Origin of the sequence: Marinobacter sp. GH_1 (assembly GCF_048595985.1) — a bacterium.
GTDB classification, from domain to species: domain Bacteria; phylum Pseudomonadota; class Gammaproteobacteria; order Pseudomonadales; family Oleiphilaceae; genus Marinobacter; species Marinobacter shengliensis.
The window spans coordinates 3,691,574-3,707,181 of sequence record NZ_CP184460.1 but is presented as its reverse complement, the minus strand read 5'-3'; the positions used below and the strand labels follow the sequence as shown (position 1 = coordinate 3,707,181).

15 protein-coding genes are annotated in these 15,608 nt (G+C 58.9%); 8 read left to right on the top strand and 7 right to left on the bottom strand.

Features of this window, described 5'->3' with window-relative positions; all coding sequences use genetic code 11:
- Nucleotides 1-85 precede the first annotated feature (85 nt).
- Both nosP and ACNSOI_RS16930 read left to right on the top strand, forming a co-directional pair.
- Nucleotides 86-1,246, top strand: coding sequence for a nitric oxide-sensing protein NosP (nosP, locus tag ACNSOI_RS16935; protein WP_230714810.1), 1,161 nt, complete (start codon nucleotides 86-88; stop codon nucleotides 1,244-1,246).
- Nucleotides 1,221-3,494: a NahK/ErcS family hybrid sensor histidine kinase/response regulator gene (locus tag ACNSOI_RS16930; protein WP_420194602.1), complete on the top strand. Its 2,274-nt coding sequence runs from the start codon at nucleotides 1,221-1,223 to the stop codon at nucleotides 3,492-3,494. Before nosP ends, ACNSOI_RS16930 begins: the two co-directional genes overlap by 26 nt.
- A 15-nt stretch (nucleotides 3,495-3,509) precedes the next feature.
- Here the strand turns inward: ACNSOI_RS16930 and ACNSOI_RS16925 are convergent, their stop codons facing one another.
- Nucleotides 3,510-4,187, bottom strand: coding sequence for a response regulator (locus tag ACNSOI_RS16925; RefSeq protein WP_106694070.1), 678 nt, complete (start codon nucleotides 4,185-4,187; stop codon nucleotides 3,510-3,512).
- Nucleotides 4,188-4,453: 266 nt separating this feature from the next.
- Here ACNSOI_RS16925 and ACNSOI_RS16920 point away from each other — a divergent pair, with 266 nt between their 5' ends.
- The 3 genes from ACNSOI_RS16920 to ACNSOI_RS16910 are packed head-to-tail and all read left to right on the top strand — an operon-like array spanning nucleotide 4,454 to nucleotide 6,919.
- Nucleotides 4,454-5,482, top strand: a complete 1,029-nt coding sequence (locus tag ACNSOI_RS16920) for an ABC transporter substrate-binding protein (protein WP_420194601.1) — start codon at nucleotides 4,454-4,456, stop codon at nucleotides 5,480-5,482.
- Nucleotides 5,479-6,255, top strand: coding sequence for an ABC transporter permease (locus tag ACNSOI_RS16915; protein WP_286251937.1), 777 nt, complete (start codon nucleotides 5,479-5,481; stop codon nucleotides 6,253-6,255). The genes ACNSOI_RS16920 and ACNSOI_RS16915 overlap by 4 nt, the downstream gene beginning before the upstream one ends.
- Nucleotides 6,248-6,919 (top strand): ATP-binding cassette domain-containing protein, encoded by a 672-nt coding sequence (locus ACNSOI_RS16910; RefSeq protein WP_420194600.1) that lies wholly within the window; start codon nucleotides 6,248-6,250, stop codon nucleotides 6,917-6,919. Before ACNSOI_RS16915 ends, ACNSOI_RS16910 begins: the two co-directional genes overlap by 8 nt.
- Before the next feature lie 12 nt (nucleotides 6,920-6,931).
- Here ACNSOI_RS16910 and ACNSOI_RS16905 read toward each other — a convergent pair whose 3' ends face one another.
- From ACNSOI_RS16905 to ACNSOI_RS16890, 4 genes are read right to left on the bottom strand one after another with little or no spacing between them, the layout of a single operon-like run.
- Nucleotides 6,932-7,735 carry an ABC transporter permease gene (locus ACNSOI_RS16905; RefSeq protein ID WP_286251935.1) on the bottom strand — a complete coding sequence of 268 codons (804 nt, stop codon included), beginning with the start codon at nucleotides 7,733-7,735 and terminating at the stop codon, nucleotides 6,932-6,934.
- A gap of 1 nt (nucleotide 7,736) precedes the next feature.
- Entirely contained in the window at nucleotides 7,737-8,459 is a 723-nt protein-coding gene (locus ACNSOI_RS16900; RefSeq protein ID WP_420194599.1) for an ABC transporter ATP-binding protein, read from the bottom strand.
- On the bottom strand, nucleotides 8,456-9,430 hold the full coding sequence (locus ACNSOI_RS16895) for a YVTN family beta-propeller repeat protein (RefSeq protein WP_286251933.1): 975 nt from the start codon (nucleotides 9,428-9,430) through the stop codon (nucleotides 8,456-8,458). Before ACNSOI_RS16895 ends, ACNSOI_RS16900 begins: the two co-directional genes overlap by 4 nt.
- 41 nt (nucleotides 9,431-9,471) lie before the next feature.
- Nucleotides 9,472-10,644, bottom strand: coding sequence for an ABC transporter substrate-binding protein (locus ACNSOI_RS16890; protein WP_420194598.1), 1,173 nt, complete (start codon nucleotides 10,642-10,644; stop codon nucleotides 9,472-9,474).
- Between the two features lie 163 nt (nucleotides 10,645-10,807).
- On the opposite strand from ACNSOI_RS16890, the gene ACNSOI_RS16885 reads away from it, so the two are divergent.
- Both ACNSOI_RS16885 and ACNSOI_RS16880 read left to right on the top strand, forming a co-directional pair.
- Complete coding sequence (locus ACNSOI_RS16885; RefSeq protein WP_420194597.1) at nucleotides 10,808-12,040, top strand: histidine kinase; 1,233 nt, start codon at nucleotides 10,808-10,810, stop codon at nucleotides 12,038-12,040.
- A complete protein-coding gene (locus tag ACNSOI_RS16880; protein ID WP_106693848.1) occupies nucleotides 12,037-12,693 on the top strand; it encodes a response regulator transcription factor in 657 nt (218 codons plus the stop codon). The genes ACNSOI_RS16885 and ACNSOI_RS16880 overlap by 4 nt, the downstream gene beginning before the upstream one ends.
- Nucleotides 12,694-12,705: 12 nt before the next feature.
- Here ACNSOI_RS16880 and ACNSOI_RS16875 read toward each other — a convergent pair whose 3' ends face one another.
- Nucleotides 12,706-13,359 carry a pentapeptide repeat-containing protein gene (locus ACNSOI_RS16875; protein WP_106693847.1) on the bottom strand — a complete coding sequence of 218 codons (654 nt, stop codon included), beginning with the start codon at nucleotides 13,357-13,359 and terminating at the stop codon, nucleotides 12,706-12,708.
- A gap of 68 nt (nucleotides 13,360-13,427) precedes the next feature.
- On the bottom strand, nucleotides 13,428-15,284 hold the full coding sequence (locus tag ACNSOI_RS16870) for a methanol/ethanol family PQQ-dependent dehydrogenase (protein ID WP_420194596.1): 1,857 nt from the start codon (nucleotides 15,282-15,284) through the stop codon (nucleotides 13,428-13,430).
- Nucleotides 15,285-15,396: 112 nt separating this feature from the next.
- On the opposite strand from ACNSOI_RS16870, the gene ACNSOI_RS16865 reads away from it, so the two are divergent.
- Complete coding sequence (locus tag ACNSOI_RS16865) at nucleotides 15,397-15,519, top strand: hypothetical protein (RefSeq protein ID WP_267283736.1); 123 nt, start codon at nucleotides 15,397-15,399, stop codon at nucleotides 15,517-15,519.
- Nucleotides 15,520-15,608: the final 89 nt, after the last annotated feature.

The window sequence follows — 15,608 nt, the reverse complement described above, 5'->3', positions numbered from 1 at the left end:
GACAAAGTGCACTGAAGTCGCATTGGCTGGTGGTTCAGGAGGCGTAGAATCGGTATCAGATTCCCGTATTCCGAGCAGGCTACCGATGAAGCCAGTCAGTCAGTTACCCGCAGTGCGAGTCGCCAGTTCCAGCGTCCGCAAGCCCGAGCTGGCCGCCGCAGAGCTTGCCAAGCGGCTTGTGCACGACAACCTGGGTTGCGTGCTGTTCTTCTGCTCTGTTGAATATGACCTGCAGAAATTGGGCCCTGCTCTGCAGAAAGCCTTCTCTGGTGTGCGTGTCTACGGTTGCACCTCGGCCGGTGAGATTACCGAGCAGGGATACGACCGGGGCTGCATCAGCGCCATCGGGTTTGATGCCCGTTACTTCGCCATCGATTGTGCTTTGATTCGGCAGTTGGATCGATTCACCCTGCAGGACGCCCAGGGTGTCATTGACCAGATGCTGACCACCTGCCGGGATGCCAACCTGGCGCCGGTCAAGGGTAATACTTTCGCGATTACCTTACTGGACGGGCTTTCCAGCCGGGAAGAGCTGGTGCTGGCGACCCTCAACGCGGCTTTAGGCACAATCCCTCAGTTTGGTGGTTCTGCGGGGGACGACGAACGCCTGGCCGATACCCACGTTTATTACGATGGGGAATTTCACTGCGGGGCGGCCACCGTCATGCTGGTCAATACCCCGCTGGATTTCCGGGTGTTCTCGACCCACCACATGGAACCGCTGGATGAAAAACTGGTGGTTACCCGGGCTTGCCCGCAAAGCCGGACGGTATACGAGTTGAACGCGGAGCCGGCAGCCGAGGTTTATGCCCGGGCGGTGGGCGTATCGCTGGATGAACTGGACCGCAAGGTGTTTGCCCTGCGGCCCCTGGGCGTTCGAGTGGGCGGGAACTATTTCGTTCGCTCTATCCAGAGAGTCAATCCGGATCGCAGTCTCACGTTCTATTGCGCAGTGGAGACGGGCATTGTGATGACCGCCATGGCGCCGGGTTCGCTCCTGGACAGTGTACGAACCCAGATTGAAGCCTCCGAGCGGGTGGTCGGCACACCGCTGGTGACACTGGGGTGCGACTGCTTTTTACGCCGGCTCGAAGCCGAGCTGACCGGCCAAAGTGACGCCGTTTCCGAATTTCTCAAAGCGCACCGTGTGGTGGGATTCAACACCTATGGGGAGCAATTCAACGGTATGCACATTAATCAGACCTTTACGGGGGTGGTCATTGGCCAGCCTGAGTTCAGTACCTGATCTCCCCGAATCTTCCGGCGAGTCCGCCAAGGACCAACGCATTGCAGAGCTGGAGGCTGAAAACCGGCGCCTGCGTGACATCCGGGACGCGCTGATTGTTCGGGTGGAGTCTGGCTCTGCCCACAAGCCGGAGCCCTACGCGGCGTTCGAACACTCGGTGATACTGGCTGAGCAGGTCCGTGAGCGCACGGAAGCCCTGAACCTGACCATGGAAGAACTCAAGGCCAGTAACAAAGCCCTGATGCGTGCCCGGGAAGAGGCGGAGACCTCGCGCCAGCGCCTGAACGATGCCATTGAAAGCATTGCCGATGGTTTCGTGCTGTTCGACCACAACCACTGCCTGATTCAGACCAACAGCCGTTTCCGGAGTTACTGGCGCCATGCCGGTGTGCCGGTGCCCGGTGCGGGCACCCCGATAGACGAAGTGAAATCGAAAGCACTGACCTCCGGCTTGGTCGTGGAAGAGCACAGCCACGAAGATGCCGAGGGCACGGTGTTCCTGCTGTCCAACGGTCGCTGGGTGCAGATGACCGAAAGGCCCACGCGGGAAGGCGGGCTTGTGGTGCTGTATTCCGATATCACCGACGTCAAGAACAGCGAAATGGCTCGCCGTATCAAGGCGCTGGAAGAAAGCGAGCGTTGGATTCGCGTGGTGACAGACCATGTGCCGGCATTGATTGCTTACGTGGGCGCTGATCTGACCGTGCAGTTCTGCAACAAGGTGTACCAGGCCTGGTATGGCCAGCCCGGGCAGTCGCCCCTGGGTATGCGCCTGGACGAGGTGCACGAGCCTGAATTTTACCAGCGGCTGCTACCCCAGATTCTGGAGGTCATGGACGGCCACAGCGTGACATTCGAGTTTGACGAAACCGGTGTCCGGGGTGAGCAGCGGTACATGCTCAGATCGTATGTGCCCAACGTCGATGACAATGGCGAAGTGGTCGGCTTCTTCGTGCTGATTCGTGATATTACCGATCGCCGAAAAACCGCGCTGGCGCTGGAGCAGGCCTATGACAACCTGGAGAAGCGGGTACGGGAGCGCACAGCGGCACTGACCGGCCTCAACGCCCAGCTTCGTCAGGAGATCTCCGAGCGTGCAGCGGTTGAGGCGCGCCTCAGGGAGGCCAAACTGGAGGCTGAGCGGGCCAATCTGTCGAAAACCAAGTTTCTGGCCGCCGTCAGTCACGATCTGCTGCAGCCGCTCAATGCTGCCCGTCTGTTCACCAGCGCCTTGCAGGAGCAAAGCTTCGGCCCCAGGGCCGAGGGCCTGGTGCGCTCGGTCAGCACCTCGCTGGATGACGTCGAGAACCTGCTGGGCACGCTGGTGGACATTTCCAAGCTCGACGCCGGGGTGATCAAACCGGACGTGACCGCCTTTGATCTGCGGGATCTGCTCAACAACATCGCCCGGGAATTCCGTCAGATGGCTTTGGCAGAGGGGCTGCGGCTGGATTTCGTGCCATCGTCGGCGGTGGTGCAGTCTGACTCCCAGCTGTTGGCCAGAATCCTGAGAAACTTCCTGACCAATGCGATCCGTTACACCGGTCAGGGGCGCATCCTGCTCGGTGTTCGCCGCCGGCATGATCACGTGTTACTGCAGGTATGGGACACCGGCCCGGGTATTCCCGAGGACAAGCTGACCGAGATCTTCCAGGAGTTCAAGCGTATTCGCCCCAGTGGCTCCCAGGCCGACAAGGGGCTGGGCCTGGGGCTGGCGATCGTCGACAAGATATCCCGCATGCTTGGGCATGAAGTGTCTGTGGCGTCGACTGAGGGCAAAGGCTCGGTGTTCAGCGTGCGGGTGCCGCTGGGGCAGTTGCAGCCCTCGCCGGCGGCGACCACGGACATCCAGAAGGTCGAAGTGGATCACGGCATGTCCGGCGCCAGGGTGTGGGTTATCGACAACGATCTGGCCATCTGTGAGGGGATGAAAACCCTGCTGGAGGGTTGGGACTGCCGGGTGGTGACCGCCGTCTCTGTGCCTGATCTGGACGCCAAAGTGGATATCGCCAGCGCACCGGTGGACCTGATCCTGGCGGATTACCATCTGGATAACGATGAGAACGGTGTGGATGCGGTTGCCCAGATCAATGGCCGGCGCAGTCAGCCGGCGCCGGTGTTGATGATCACGGCCAATTACACCAACGAGCTGAAACAGCACATCCGCGAGCTGGGGTATCTGCTGATGAACAAGCCGGTCAAGCCGCTGAAATTAAGATCGGTGCTCAATCATGTCTTGAGGGGCTGAGCCCCTCAAGACTGGTCAACGCTTCAGGTACTGGCTGAAATCCACATCACTGGCCGACAGAATGGCCTGCACCCGGTTGTGCACACCGAGCTTCCTCAGAATGGCCGAAACGTGGGCTTTTACGGTGGTTTCTGCAATGTTCAGGTTGTAGGCGATCTGCTTGTTGGACTCGCCTTTGGACATTCTTTCCAGCACAAGTAACTGGCGACGGGTCAGGGAGTTGAGCAGTTCCGGGGAAATGGGGTTGTCCTCGTGCCGGGCTCTGCGGCTGTTACTTTCCTTGCCGGTGCGAATGATGTCGGAGGGCAGGTATACGTTGCCATTCAGGATCTGCTGGATGGCTTCGGTCATCTGGGCCCGGGGTGAGGATTTGGTGATGAAGCCCACCGCGCCGTAAGTGATCGCCTGCAGAACCACCTGTTTGTCTTCCTCGGCGGAAACGATCACCACCGGGATGGTCGGCGCCTCGTTGCGCAGGGTGATCAGGCCGTTCAGGCCGTGCATACCTGGCATGTTCAGATCCAGCAGGATGAGGTCGAGATCGTCGTTTTCGCGGGTGATTTCCAGTGCGCTGTCCAGATCATCGGTTTCGATAATCTCACTGCCCTGGAATCCTGAGGCGATCACACTGCTGATCGCTTCCCGGAACAGGGGGTGGTCGTCGGCAATCAGAATCTTGTACGCCGGCTCCATGGATGTTTCTGCCTGTTTATTGTCGTCTTCGGGAGTGGTGTCGGATTCATCATAGCGTTTTTCCGACGAGAGTGCGGCATCAAGCTCGGTTAACATGGCGGCCTCCTGTGCAGAAGGTGTCCGCATGGGTGCGATCACCTTCTGTTTATTATTGTGATGATTTCATTACACGCCATATTGGCCTTGGGTTGAATGCGACCATCGCACCAAAAAACAGGCACCAAAGTACTATTCTTGAAGGGCTGGGGGCTTCGTATCGTGATGGTATGACGCATCACACAAGAATAACTCAAGCCGTACACCCGGGCCTCAAGGGGTGGTTCTCACGGGGCTTTCGCGCACTCAGCCTGGTGTTTGCCGTGGTTTTTCTGGTAACACCGGACAACGGCTATTCGCAGGAACCGGCAGGCTTGCCCGTTCTCAACATCAGCGTGCTTCAGTTCGGTACCGCCCACTGGGAGCTGGATCATCTGCAACACAGAAAGCTGGACCAGAAGAACGGCTATCGGCTTGATCTGAAACTGGTGGCGAATTTGCCGGCGTCACGGCTAGCAGTCACCAGTGGTTCTGTGGATGGCGCGGTGGCTGATTTGCTCTGGGCGCAGTCGCGCTTCAAAGCCGGCACCCCCTACCTGTATGTGCCCTTCTCAAGCCAGATCGGGGATATCGTCGTGCCGGAGGCGTCTGCGATTCGCTCGGTGGCTGGCCTGGCAGGCAAACGCATCGGCGTAGCCGGCGGGCCGGACAGCAAGGGCTGGGTGCTGCTGACCAAGGTGGCAGAGCGACAGGGTATTAATCTGGCTCGAGATGCCCGGGTGCAGTTTGCCGCCCCGCCACTACTGAACCAGGCGCTAAAGCGTGGCCAGGTTGATGCCATCGTCACCTACTGGCACTTCTCTGCCCGGCTCAGAGGCGAGGGCGGCTGGCGTTCGGCTTTCGGGATGGCGGACCTGCTCAGGGCTCTGGATCTGGACCCGAACCTGCCGGTACTGGGTTATGTCTTTCCTTCGGAATGGGCGCGACAGCATGCCGGGTTGATTGAACGCTTTGCCCGTTCGCTGCAACAAGCAAAATCCGAGCTGGCCGGGGAACCATCGCACTGGCAGCGGTTACGGCCTCTGATGGGACAGTCCACAGACGCCGTGTTCGAAGCCCTGCGGGATGGCTTTGTGGCGGGTACCCCGGCGCCGCTGACCGAACAACGCCGTGGCGACCTCCAGCGGCTGCTGGTACTCACAGGCGCTGATACCGAGACTCTGATGCCCGAATCCCTGTTCTACCGGAGCCCGCCGTGAGCAGCCAGGCAGGTCGCCCGCCGGTCTGGAGCTACTGGTTGGTACTGCCCCTGTTTATTGTGTTCTGGGGGCTATTTGCCTGGCACCTGGAATCCCCGTTGTTACCCGGACCATTGCAGGTGCTGGAAACCCTGATGGAGGAGGCGCGGGGTGGTCAGCTCTGGTTCCACCTGAGCGCCACACTGGCGCGGGTCGCGGTGGCGTTCACCCTGGCGATGCTGCTGGGCACGTTTATTGGTATCGCGATGGGACGGTCGCGCACCGCCAATGCACTGTTTGATCCCATGCTGGTGTTGCTTCTGAACCTGCCTGCGCTGGTCACCATCATACTGATGTATGTCTGGTTCGGGCTGGTGGAGGCGGCGGCAGTGATGGCGGTTGTTATCAACAAGATCCCGAACGTCGCCGTCACAGTGCGAGAAGGTGCCCGCAGCCTGGACTACCGGCTGGAACAGATGGCTACCGTGTACGGATTTACCCGCTGGCAGCGGCTCCGTGAGGTTTGGGTGCCGCAGCTCTTTCCCTATCTGATGGCGGCCACCCGGGGAGGACTGTCGCTGATCTGGAAAATCGTTCTGGTGGTTGAACTGCTGGGGCGTTCCAGTGGCGTTGGTTTTCAGCTGCACCTGGCGTTCCAGGTGTTCGACGTTGCAGCCATTCTGGCCTACAGCCTGGCGTTCATCGGCGTTGTGCAACTGATTGAACTGGGGCTGTTACAGCCTGTGGAAAGGCGGGCCAATCGCTGGCGACAGCCGGAGCAGGCCCATGCTTGAGCTGAGAATACGCGGTCGCGACTATGCACAGCCCGTACTGGGCGAAGTGTTTGCCACCATCAAGCGTGGTGACCGCATCTGCTTGCTGGGGCCGTCCGGCATCGGTAAGACCACGCTGATCAATGCCATCGCCGGCCTGGATTACTCAATGCCGGCCGGCGCGGTGGTGGGTCGTGAAACACTGCGAGTCGGGTACCTGTTTCAGGAGCATCGGCTGTTGCCCTGGCGAAGCCTGAAAGCCAACCTCCGGCTGGTGGGCGCAAGCGATGAGAAGGCTGAACACCTGTTGCGACAGGTTGGTCTGGCCGGTTATGGCCATTACCTGCCGGATCAGCTTTCACTGGGGATGGCGCGCCGTGCTGCTTTGGCCCGCTGCCTGGCGGTCAAGCCGGACCTGTTACTGCTGGATGAGCCCTTTGCCTCGCTCGACCCGGTTATGGCGGGAGATCTGAAACAGCTGATTGCCGGCATACTGGACGCAAACCCGGATATGGCCATGATCTGTGTGACCCACGACAGCGGTGATGCAGAGTTACTGGCAAACCGGCTCTGGTACCTCGATGGTAAGCCGGCAAGGTTGCAATGGGACGACCGGGTGGTGGAGTCGGGAGCCGTTCGCGAGTTGTTGGAGCAGCTGAGGCGGCTGGATAGAGTGGGCTCCTGACGCTCGGCCGGATCAGGCGGGCTTGCTCCCCAGGATTTTCGTCCGCTGGGGGCGAAAACCCGCGGTAGCGAACAGCGAAAGCACGATGGTCACGCCGGCGGTGATTCCGACGGCCAGAGGATTCCATTCCAGGTAGAGTGAAAACCGGATCGCTTCGACTGCGTGGGTAAACGGATTGAACTGGCAGATCCAGTAAAGCCACGGGCTGGCTTCGTTCATGCGCCACAACGGATACAGGGCGGAAGACATAAAGAACATAGGGAAGATGACAAAGTTCATCACCCCCGCGAAGTTCTCCAGTTGTTTTATCCAGGTGGCAATCAGCAATCCCAGTGCGCCCAGCATCAGGCTGGTGAGGATCAACGTCGGCAGAACTGCCAGATACCCCCAGCGGGGTGGCTCTACGCCAACCTGCCATGCGATCAGCAGAAAAACATAAACCTGGGCCACTGACACGAAACCCATGGCCAGCAGTTTGGTAATCAGCAGAAACGGCCTGGGCAGGGGGCTCGTCAACAGCACCCGCATGCTGCCCAGTTCCCGGTCATACACCATCGACAGGGCCCCCTGCATACTGTTGAACAGGATAATCATGCCGCACAGCCCGGGCACGATATAGGTTTCATAGGTGATGTAGGTCTGGTAGGGGGGAATAATGGAAATGCCCAGAACCGCCCGGAACCCGGCGGCAAATACCACCAGCCAGAGTAGGGGCCGCACCAGCGCACTGGCAAAGCGGGTGCGCTGTTGCCAGAACCTGAGCCACTCCCGGGTCTGAATGCCCAGGAAACAGTGCCAGTAATCAATGGCTTTCATATCAGCCGGCTCCGGTCAGTTTGTGGAAGGTCTCCGCCAGGTTCTGCGCACCTTGTTCCTCGCAGATCACCTGGCCGGTGCCGTTTGCCAGCAAGCGGCCCTGGTGCAGAATCAACACGTTGTCTTGCTCCTGGACCTCTTCAATCAGGTGCGTGGCCCAGAGTACGGTCAGCCCATCTTCCTCGCACAGGGTCCGAACGTGTTCGTTGAGTGCCCGCCGGCTGGCGACATCGAGGCCTACGGTGGGCTCGTCCAGAAGTAACAGGGAGGGTTGATGAAGCAGTGCACGCGCAATTTCCACCCGCCGCCGGTGCCCCCCGTTGAGCTGGCGAACCGCGTCGTCGGCCCGGTCGAGTAGCTTAAACCGGGCCAGCTCACGGTCACCACGGGCCCGGGCTTCTTTGCGGGACAGGCCATGCAGCGCGGCGTGGTAGTGCAGGTTCTGGCGAACGGACAAGTCCAGGTCCAGGGCATTCTGCTGAAACACCACGCCGATTTTCCGCATCGCCTCTGCGGGCTGTTTTCTGAGTGACCGGCCGCCCAGCAAGACATTGCCCTGCTGCAAGGCCAGTAGTCGGGTGAGCAAGCCAAACAGGGTGGATTTGCCTGCCCCGTTTGGGCCCAGAAGTGCATGGAAACGACCAGAGGTCAGCGCGAAGCTGACCTCCTTCAGAACCGCTTTGTCTCCGTAGCGGAAGCTGATGTCCCGGGCTTCAATGGTCATGAAGTCGGATCGATCACCACCCCCCAGGGGTAGCGGCCCACCTTGATGGATTTGATGACCTTGAGCTGGTCCACATCAATCACCGAGACATCGCCAGAGACACCGTTGGTGGTGTAAAGGAACTTCTCATCCTTATCCAGTGCCAGCTGCCATACCCGGGAACCAACCAGCAGATAGTCCAGAACCTCATAGGTCTGAGCATCCACCACGGCGACGTGGTTGGACGGCCCCAGGGCCACAAAGGCGTACTTGCCGTCCGAGGTCAGCTGAATGCCAACCGGCTGAACGCGGTCCTGGGGCACGCCGCGGATCTTGAAATCAATCAGTTTGATTTCTTCAATGGTGTCGACGTCAAAGATGTGCACGGTGCCGCCGATTTCGGCTGAGGCCCAGGCAATCTTGCTGTCTTTGCTGAACTCCACATGGCGGGGGCGTTGGCCAACGACCACGTTCTTCTCGATTTCAAAAGTCTCGGTGTTGATCCAGTGCAACATGCTGGTGGTTTCACTGGTGTTCACCGCCCACTTGCCGTCGGGACTGACTGCCATGCCTTCCGGCTCGATGCCGACATCAATCTGCGCCAGCACATCCTTGGTTTGGACATCCACCACGGTCACGATGGCATCGTCCTCATTGGCGATATACAGGTGCCGGTTGTTCGGATGCAGGGCGAACTGCTCTGGGTCCTCGCCGGAGGGCAGGGTGTCGATGATCTTCCGGGTGGCCAGGTCCAGCACCTGCACCGTGTCGTCGTCACTGGCGCAGATATAGAGCTTGGTGAAGTCCTTGGACAGCAGAATGCCCCTTGGGCGCGCGCCCACCTCAATGGTGTCAATCACCTGATGGGTTTCTGTATCGATCACCGACAGGGTGTTGTCTTTCTCGTTGGAAACATAAGCCAGGCTGGCCATGGCTGGCCCAGACAGGCCGATCATGGCCGCTAGAGCAGCGTGTTTAAACAATGATTTCATGGTGTTGCTCCTTCTTGTTTTCAGTTTGGCGCCGTTCAGGGTCAGCCGTTGATGCGACACTGACTCTCGGGTTTGTCGAACCCGAGGGTGTCCATTTCGGTATTTGGGTGCAAAAAGCCCTCAAAGGGGGCCTGTGCGACCAGGCTTCTGGGATGGACCAGCGGGATTGGCTGGCGCAGCTGCCCGTTCCAGTCCCGAAAGCTCAGGCTGCGCCCCTTGAAGGCGGCAAGCTGGAACTTGTCGGTAAACAGAAAGTCGCGAATCTCGTTGGCGTCGGCCACCTTCAGGTCGGTTACCGCGGTACCGATGGAACGGACAGCGGCCCAGGCAGCGTAGTCGTCGCCGTTCATGTCGCGCTCGGCCAGGGCCCGGAACCGGTTCTGAAGCTGCGCGGCACCCCAGGCTTCGACCACCCGGTGCCAGGTGACCGGCACCATGCCCTGGGTGCCGACCACGGGTCTGGGCAGCCAGGTGTTGAACGGAACGTATTCGCCGAAATCACCGCGCACATCGGCCACAACGACGGCATCGTAGGCGCGGGCCTGGGTAAAGGCTGGCAGTTCCTTGGCCGCAGTGCGGCGCAGGTCGGCGTCGAAAGTCCAGGGCTTGTCCTGGACAATCTTCAGACCAAAGCGCTTGGCAGACCGGCGAAACGCATCGGCCCAGGCCTTGTCCTCCTCGGTCGGGCCGGTAATCAGGAACAGGTCGTTCCAGCGCCGCATATTAAGCCACTGGCCCAGGGAATCGGTCAGCATGGCGTAGCTGGGCACGGTGTGAAGCAGGTTAACGTGGCATTCGGCGGTGCGAAGCGCATCGTCTTTGGCGCCGGCATTGAAGACCAGTGTGTTGTTACCTGCCCGGCCCATGATGGCCTGGACGGTTTGCGCTGGCGCATTGATGACAAACAGCCGGGTACCCTTGTCATGCATGGCTTCAAACGCCGCCAGGGTTTCCTCATGGGAACCCGTTAATTCAGTTTCCAGTTCATAGTTCTGCCCGAGGAATCGGCCAGTGGTCTGGTTGTCAGCCAGTCCCAGCTCGGCTCCTCGCAGGCCCGCATCCTCGGGCTCTGGAATGATATTGGATAACACGGGGCCTTTGTCTGGCACCCACTGCAGGTAGCCGATGCGAACGTCGAGCGCCTCCGCGTACAGAGGACCTGCGCTGAGCATGGTGAGCAGGGTGGCTGCCGCTGTCCTGGAAAGCAAAGACATTGGATTCTCCGGTTTGTTGTTGTGATTCCAGCTTAGAGAAGGGGCAATGCCGGTGAAATATTCAGAAAGTAGGAAAGTGCCAGTACTAAAGAACTATTCCGGTTAAAGCTGGCGGGTTTAGCATGAGAGTGGACAGGCTGTTTACCCGCAATGGATAAAAACAATGACGGTATATCGGAAGATATCTCTATTGATGCTGGCGGTTTTTCTGCTCATCTATCTGCTCGGAGCGCTGTTTTACATCCAGCAGGCCCGCCATGATGTCCAGCGGGAACTTGACGGTGTTGCCGGCCTTGCGCAGAGTTTGGAAAGCCCTGACAGTCTCCCGGAATCTGTCGTTAGCGGCATGCGTCACCTGACGCCGGCGGGTGATACAGGTTCTGGAGTAAGCAGGGATGTGCCTGCCTGGTTCTCAGCACTGATTGCCAGAGAATTCCACCGGCCAGTGGTTAATGGCTGGCAGGTTGATCCCGCCGATGAGGTTGAGGAAATCTGGGAAGGGTTCCTGCTGGTTTCCGGTGCCTACGCGATTGGTACCTGCCTGTGCTTCCTCGCGCTGTTTGTTATGGTCAGGCGCGGCATGCGTACCCTCGCCAGCCTCTCTGAAGCCATGGGGGCAATCTCGGCGGGTCAACTCACTTCCCGGCTACCGCGTCAGCAAGAACAAGAGCTGGACTCTCTGATTTGCCGTTTCAATTCCATGGCCGAGGCGCTTCAGTCGGAACAGCAGACCGTCAGTCGTCTGCTCAACGAACTGCTTCGGTTGCAGGACCGGGAGCGCGAACATATCGCCCGTGTACTCCACGACGACCTGGGGCAATACCTGACAGGTATTCGTGCCCAGGCGCGAAGCCTGCTCTACGATCCCGGCCTGAATGATCGGCAGAAGAAACAGGCCAGTGACCTGGCGGAAAACTGTGAGACCATCCAGAGGCATTTCCGTCACCTGCTCCAGGATTTGCATCCGCTGGTGATGGAGCAGTTGGGGCTGGGCAGCGCAATCCGGCATCTGACCGAACAATGGCAACAGCTTAGCGGCCTGGAGTGTCGCCTTGCGATGGACGACCGCCTGCCAGAATTCACCGGTGAGCAGCAGACACACCTGTACCGGTTTCTCCAGGAGGCCTTGAACAACGTATCCCGTCACGCCAATGCGTCCTGCGCGACATTGGCGGTAGCCCTTAACGCCACGGAACTGAGCATTGAGGTACGTGATGATGGCGTCGGAAACGATTGTCTGCCCGACAACGCCGGCCTGGGTGTGCGGTCCATGCGTGAGCGTGCCAGATGCCTGGGTGGTGAAGTAAAGTTCTTCAGTCGAATGGGCGAGGGCACCCGAATCCGGCTTGCCGTCCCGCTTACCCGGCTGTGCCCAATCCCGGGGAGCATCGTGTGAAGCTCATGATTGTGGATGATCATCAGGTCGTTCGCCAGGGGATTGCGAATCTCCTGCGTTCAATGCTGCCCGCGGTGGCGATCACCGAAGTCGACAACGGCGAGGATGCGGTCGCTTGCTATGGAGGGTTGCGGCCAAATGTGGTGCTGCTCGATATGGGGCTTCCCGATATCTCTGGTTTGGAGGTTGGGCGCCGACTGCGCCAGCGCTGGCGTGGGGCGGCCATTCTTTTCTTCACCATGCACGATGAGCTGCCCATGGTCAGGCAGGCTCTGGATATTGGTGGTTTGGGGTTTGTCTCAAAAAGCTGCGCCCCGGAGGAGTTGGCTGAAGCGGTGAAACGGGTCGCTGCTGGCCAGCCCTACATCGAGCATCCGATTGCGACCCGTCTGGCAATGAACCAGGAGCGGCCGGTAGACCATCGGCTCAGGGATATGACCCAAAGGGAAATGGAGGTTCTTCTGATGTATGCCCGGGGTGAGAGTGTTTCAGGTATCGCTGGGCGATTGTGCGTCAGCAACAAGACCGTGTCTAACCACTTGGCGGGCCTGAAGAGCAAGCTTCAGGTTGCCTCGTCAGTGGAGCTGATCCATCTGGCAGTGGATGCTGGCCTTGTTCGCTATGGTCAGCTGGAGGAAGCAAGGCGGGTCTGAGCCCGCCCTGGGTCACCAGTCAAAGGGGCAGGCTGTGCAGCCCTCCATATGGGTTCCCTCGAACGTGGCGTAGTGAATGCGGGTTCCGGTCAGGTCGGCATCAGCCAGGTTGGCCAGCCCCAGCTTCGCTTCCTGAAGGTTTGCTCCCCTCAGGTTGGCGCCCTCCAGATTTGCCTTTGGCATCCAGGAGATCTCGAAGCTGCTGAAGGGCATAGTGGCGTTCACCAGAGTGGCACCGGAAAAACGCGAGAAGTCGAAGTTGGCTCCGGTCAGGTCTGCCTCACTGAAGTCTGCTCCCTGGGCGAACAGATACTCGCCCTGCATACCCTGTAACTGGGCATTCTTCAGTGACGCGCCCCTCATGCTGGCCCGGTAGGCCTGGAGTCGATAGCCGGTAACATTGTCGAGATTCGCCCCATCAAGGTTGGCACCTCGGAGGCTGGTATGGCTGATATTTGCGCCAGACAGGTTGGCACCGCGCAAGTTGGCTGAGTGAAGGTCCATATTGGACAGATCCGCCCCCTGCAGGTCAGCGCCGGCGCAACTAGCTTTGCGTTCCAGCTTGCAGCCGTTGATGACGGGGATTTGATCCATATCGGCCATATAGTCACTGGCCAGTGCCGATGCGGTGAACAGTAACAATGAGGCGGTAATAACAGGTTTCATGATTTCACCTCTGAATCATAGGCAGAAAAAAGGGCCCGGCGAACTGCCAGGCCCAGTCCGGAGGAACGTTAGCGGGAGGCCTGTGCCCAGGAGAGCATCTTGAATACCCAGAACGAACCGCCCTGGGAGACAGGTTTGGTCAGTTCGGCCATATCGCCGCCCCAAAGCGGAACTGCACCGCCGTAGCCGGAGGCGATGCCTATGTATTGCTCGCCGTCCATCTCCCAGGTGATCGGCGAAGAGATGATTCCCGAGCCGGTCTGGAATTTCCAAAGTTCCTCACCGGTCTTGGCGTCGAATGCCTTCAGGTAGCCGTCTCCAGTGCCTGTGAACACAAGGCCGCCTTTGGTGGTCAGAACGCCGGCCCAAAGTGGCAACCGCTCTTTGTGTTCCCATTCGATCTCGCCGGTGAGCGGGTTCATGGCTCGAAGGATGCCTACGTGGTCTTCATACATACGCTTGATTCGAAAGCCTTGTCCCAGATAGGCAGCCCCTTTCTTGTAGGTAACTTCTTCGGTCCAGTAATCTTCTTTCCAGTGGTTGGCGGGTATGTAGAACAGTCCGGTGTCCTGACTGTAAGCCATAGGATTCCAGTTTTTGCCACCCAGGAAGGGCGGAGAGACTTCGATGGATTCGCCACGGGTTTCACCCTTCGGGACGGGTGGTGGGCGCTGGCCTTTTCTTTCCACGGGGCGGCCTGTCTCCAGGTCGATGTGGCTGGCCCACGTAATGTTGTCAACAAATGGGAACGCTTTCTCGAGCTTGCCGTTCGTGCGGTCGACCACGTAGAAAAAGCCATTGCGGTCAGCGTGCGCGGTGGCTTTTACCTCACGCCCGTCATCTGTGTACTCAAACAGCACAAGCTCGTTATTACCGGAAAAATCCCAGGCATCGTTCGGTGTGTGTTGATAGAACCACTTCACCTCACCTGTTGTGGGGTCTACGCCAACCTGTCCTGACGTATAGAGGTTGTCATAATCCTGAGGATTGCCACCCGGTGATGTGCGGGCCCAGGTGTTCCAGGGTGCGGGATTGCCGGCACCGATGATGATGGTGTTGGTCTCTGCGTCGAAGCTGGCGCTTTGCCAGGGGGCTCCGCCGCCATGACTCCAGGCTTCAACCTTGCCGGTGTCACGGGAGGAGTCGTCGGGCCAACTGGGCGCGCGAGGATCACCGGTTGGCGTGCTTTTTTTACCGTTGAGACGGCCATAATGGCCCTCGACGAACGGGCGCATCCAGATTTCGTCGCCGGTATCTGGGTCTCGGGCAAACAGCTTGCCTACAACGCCAAATTCATCACCTGAGGATCCGTGAATCAGCAAAACTTTGCCGGTCTTCTGATCCTTCGCGAGCGTGGGTGCGCCGGTCATGGTGTAGCCGGCTTCATGGTCACCGAATTTTTTTCGCCAGACGACCTTACCGGTATCCTTGTTCAGGGCAACAATGCCAGCATCCAGAGTACCGAAGAAGACTTTATCGCCAAAAATGGCAGCGCCACGGTTGACCACATCGCAACAGGGGCGAATGCCTTCTGGCAGCCGGTGACTGTATTCCCATAGCCGTTTTCCGGTTTTTGCGTCCAGGGCCCACAGGCGAGAGTAGGAGCCGGTGACATAGATAACACCGTCATGAACCAGTGCCTGGGATTCCTGCCCTCGTTGTTTTTCATCGCCGAACGAAAATGACCAGGCCGGAACCAGTCGCTCCACGTTGTCCCGGTTGATGGTGGTCATCGGGCTGTATCGTTGGGCCTTGGGACCTATGCCATAGCCCAGCACGTTCTCGGTTGTTTGCGCATCATTGGCGATATCTTCCCAGGTTACGTTTCCGGCATTTGCATGACTGGTGAGACCTACCGCTGATCCGAGTACCAGAGCCAGTCCTATCCCCCGTAGTAGCGGGCGCTTGCGTGTCTTGATGTTCATTGTCTTTCCCCTTGTTTTTTGTTGTACCCATCGTCTTGCTCAAGGCATCGACGCCACGAGTATTGGCTTAGGGGGACGTTGTGGCGACGGAAAAAAGCATCGGATCAATGGGATGAAACCAACAGGAATCGGGAAAAGTTCCCAGGGTATGGCCATCATCATGAAAAACCGGGCGTTCTCCATGGGCAATGCGGAAACTCATGCTTTGGCGTTGACTCTCAGCGTTTACTACTAAGGAACTAGTGTCTGAAAGCGAAAGTGGCATTCTATCGCTAGCGCGGCCTCACCATACTTGTGGAAAGCTGCTGGTTGACGTCACACAAA

What these genes read in the sequence shown, in the direction of transcription:
- nosP (WP_230714810.1), top strand. Translation starts at nt 86, where the DNA reads ATGAAGCCAGTCAGTCAGTTACCCGCAGTGCGAGTCGCCAGTTCCAGC.
- ACNSOI_RS16925 (WP_106694070.1), bottom strand. Translation starts at nt 4,187, where the DNA reads ATGGAGCCGGCGTACAAGATTCTGATTGCCGACGACCACCCCCTGTTC.
- ACNSOI_RS16920 (WP_420194601.1), top strand. Translation starts at nt 4,454, where the DNA reads ATGACGCATCACACAAGAATAACTCAAGCCGTACACCCGGGCCTCAAG.
- ACNSOI_RS16910 (WP_420194600.1), top strand. Translation starts at nt 6,248, where the DNA reads ATGCTTGAGCTGAGAATACGCGGTCGCGACTATGCACAGCCCGTACTG.
- ACNSOI_RS16905 (WP_286251935.1), bottom strand. Translation starts at nt 7,735, where the DNA reads ATGAAAGCCATTGATTACTGGCACTGTTTCCTGGGCATTCAGACCCGG.
- ACNSOI_RS16900 (WP_420194599.1), bottom strand. Translation starts at nt 8,459, where the DNA reads ATGACCATTGAAGCCCGGGACATCAGCTTCCGCTACGGAGACAAAGCG.
- ACNSOI_RS16895 (WP_286251933.1), bottom strand. Translation starts at nt 9,430, where the DNA reads ATGAAATCATTGTTTAAACACGCTGCTCTAGCGGCCATGATCGGCCTG.
- ACNSOI_RS16890 (WP_420194598.1), bottom strand. Translation starts at nt 10,644, where the DNA reads ATGTCTTTGCTTTCCAGGACAGCGGCAGCCACCCTGCTCACCATGCTC.
- ACNSOI_RS16885 (WP_420194597.1), top strand. Translation starts at nt 10,808, where the DNA reads ATGACGGTATATCGGAAGATATCTCTATTGATGCTGGCGGTTTTTCTG.
- ACNSOI_RS16875 (WP_106693847.1), bottom strand. Translation starts at nt 13,359, where the DNA reads ATGAAACCTGTTATTACCGCCTCATTGTTACTGTTCACCGCATCGGCA.
- ACNSOI_RS16870 (WP_420194596.1), bottom strand. Translation starts at nt 15,284, where the DNA reads ATGAACATCAAGACACGCAAGCGCCCGCTACTACGGGGGATAGGACTG.
- ACNSOI_RS16865 (WP_267283736.1), top strand. Translation starts at nt 15,397, where the DNA reads ATGAAACCAACAGGAATCGGGAAAAGTTCCCAGGGTATGGCCATCATC.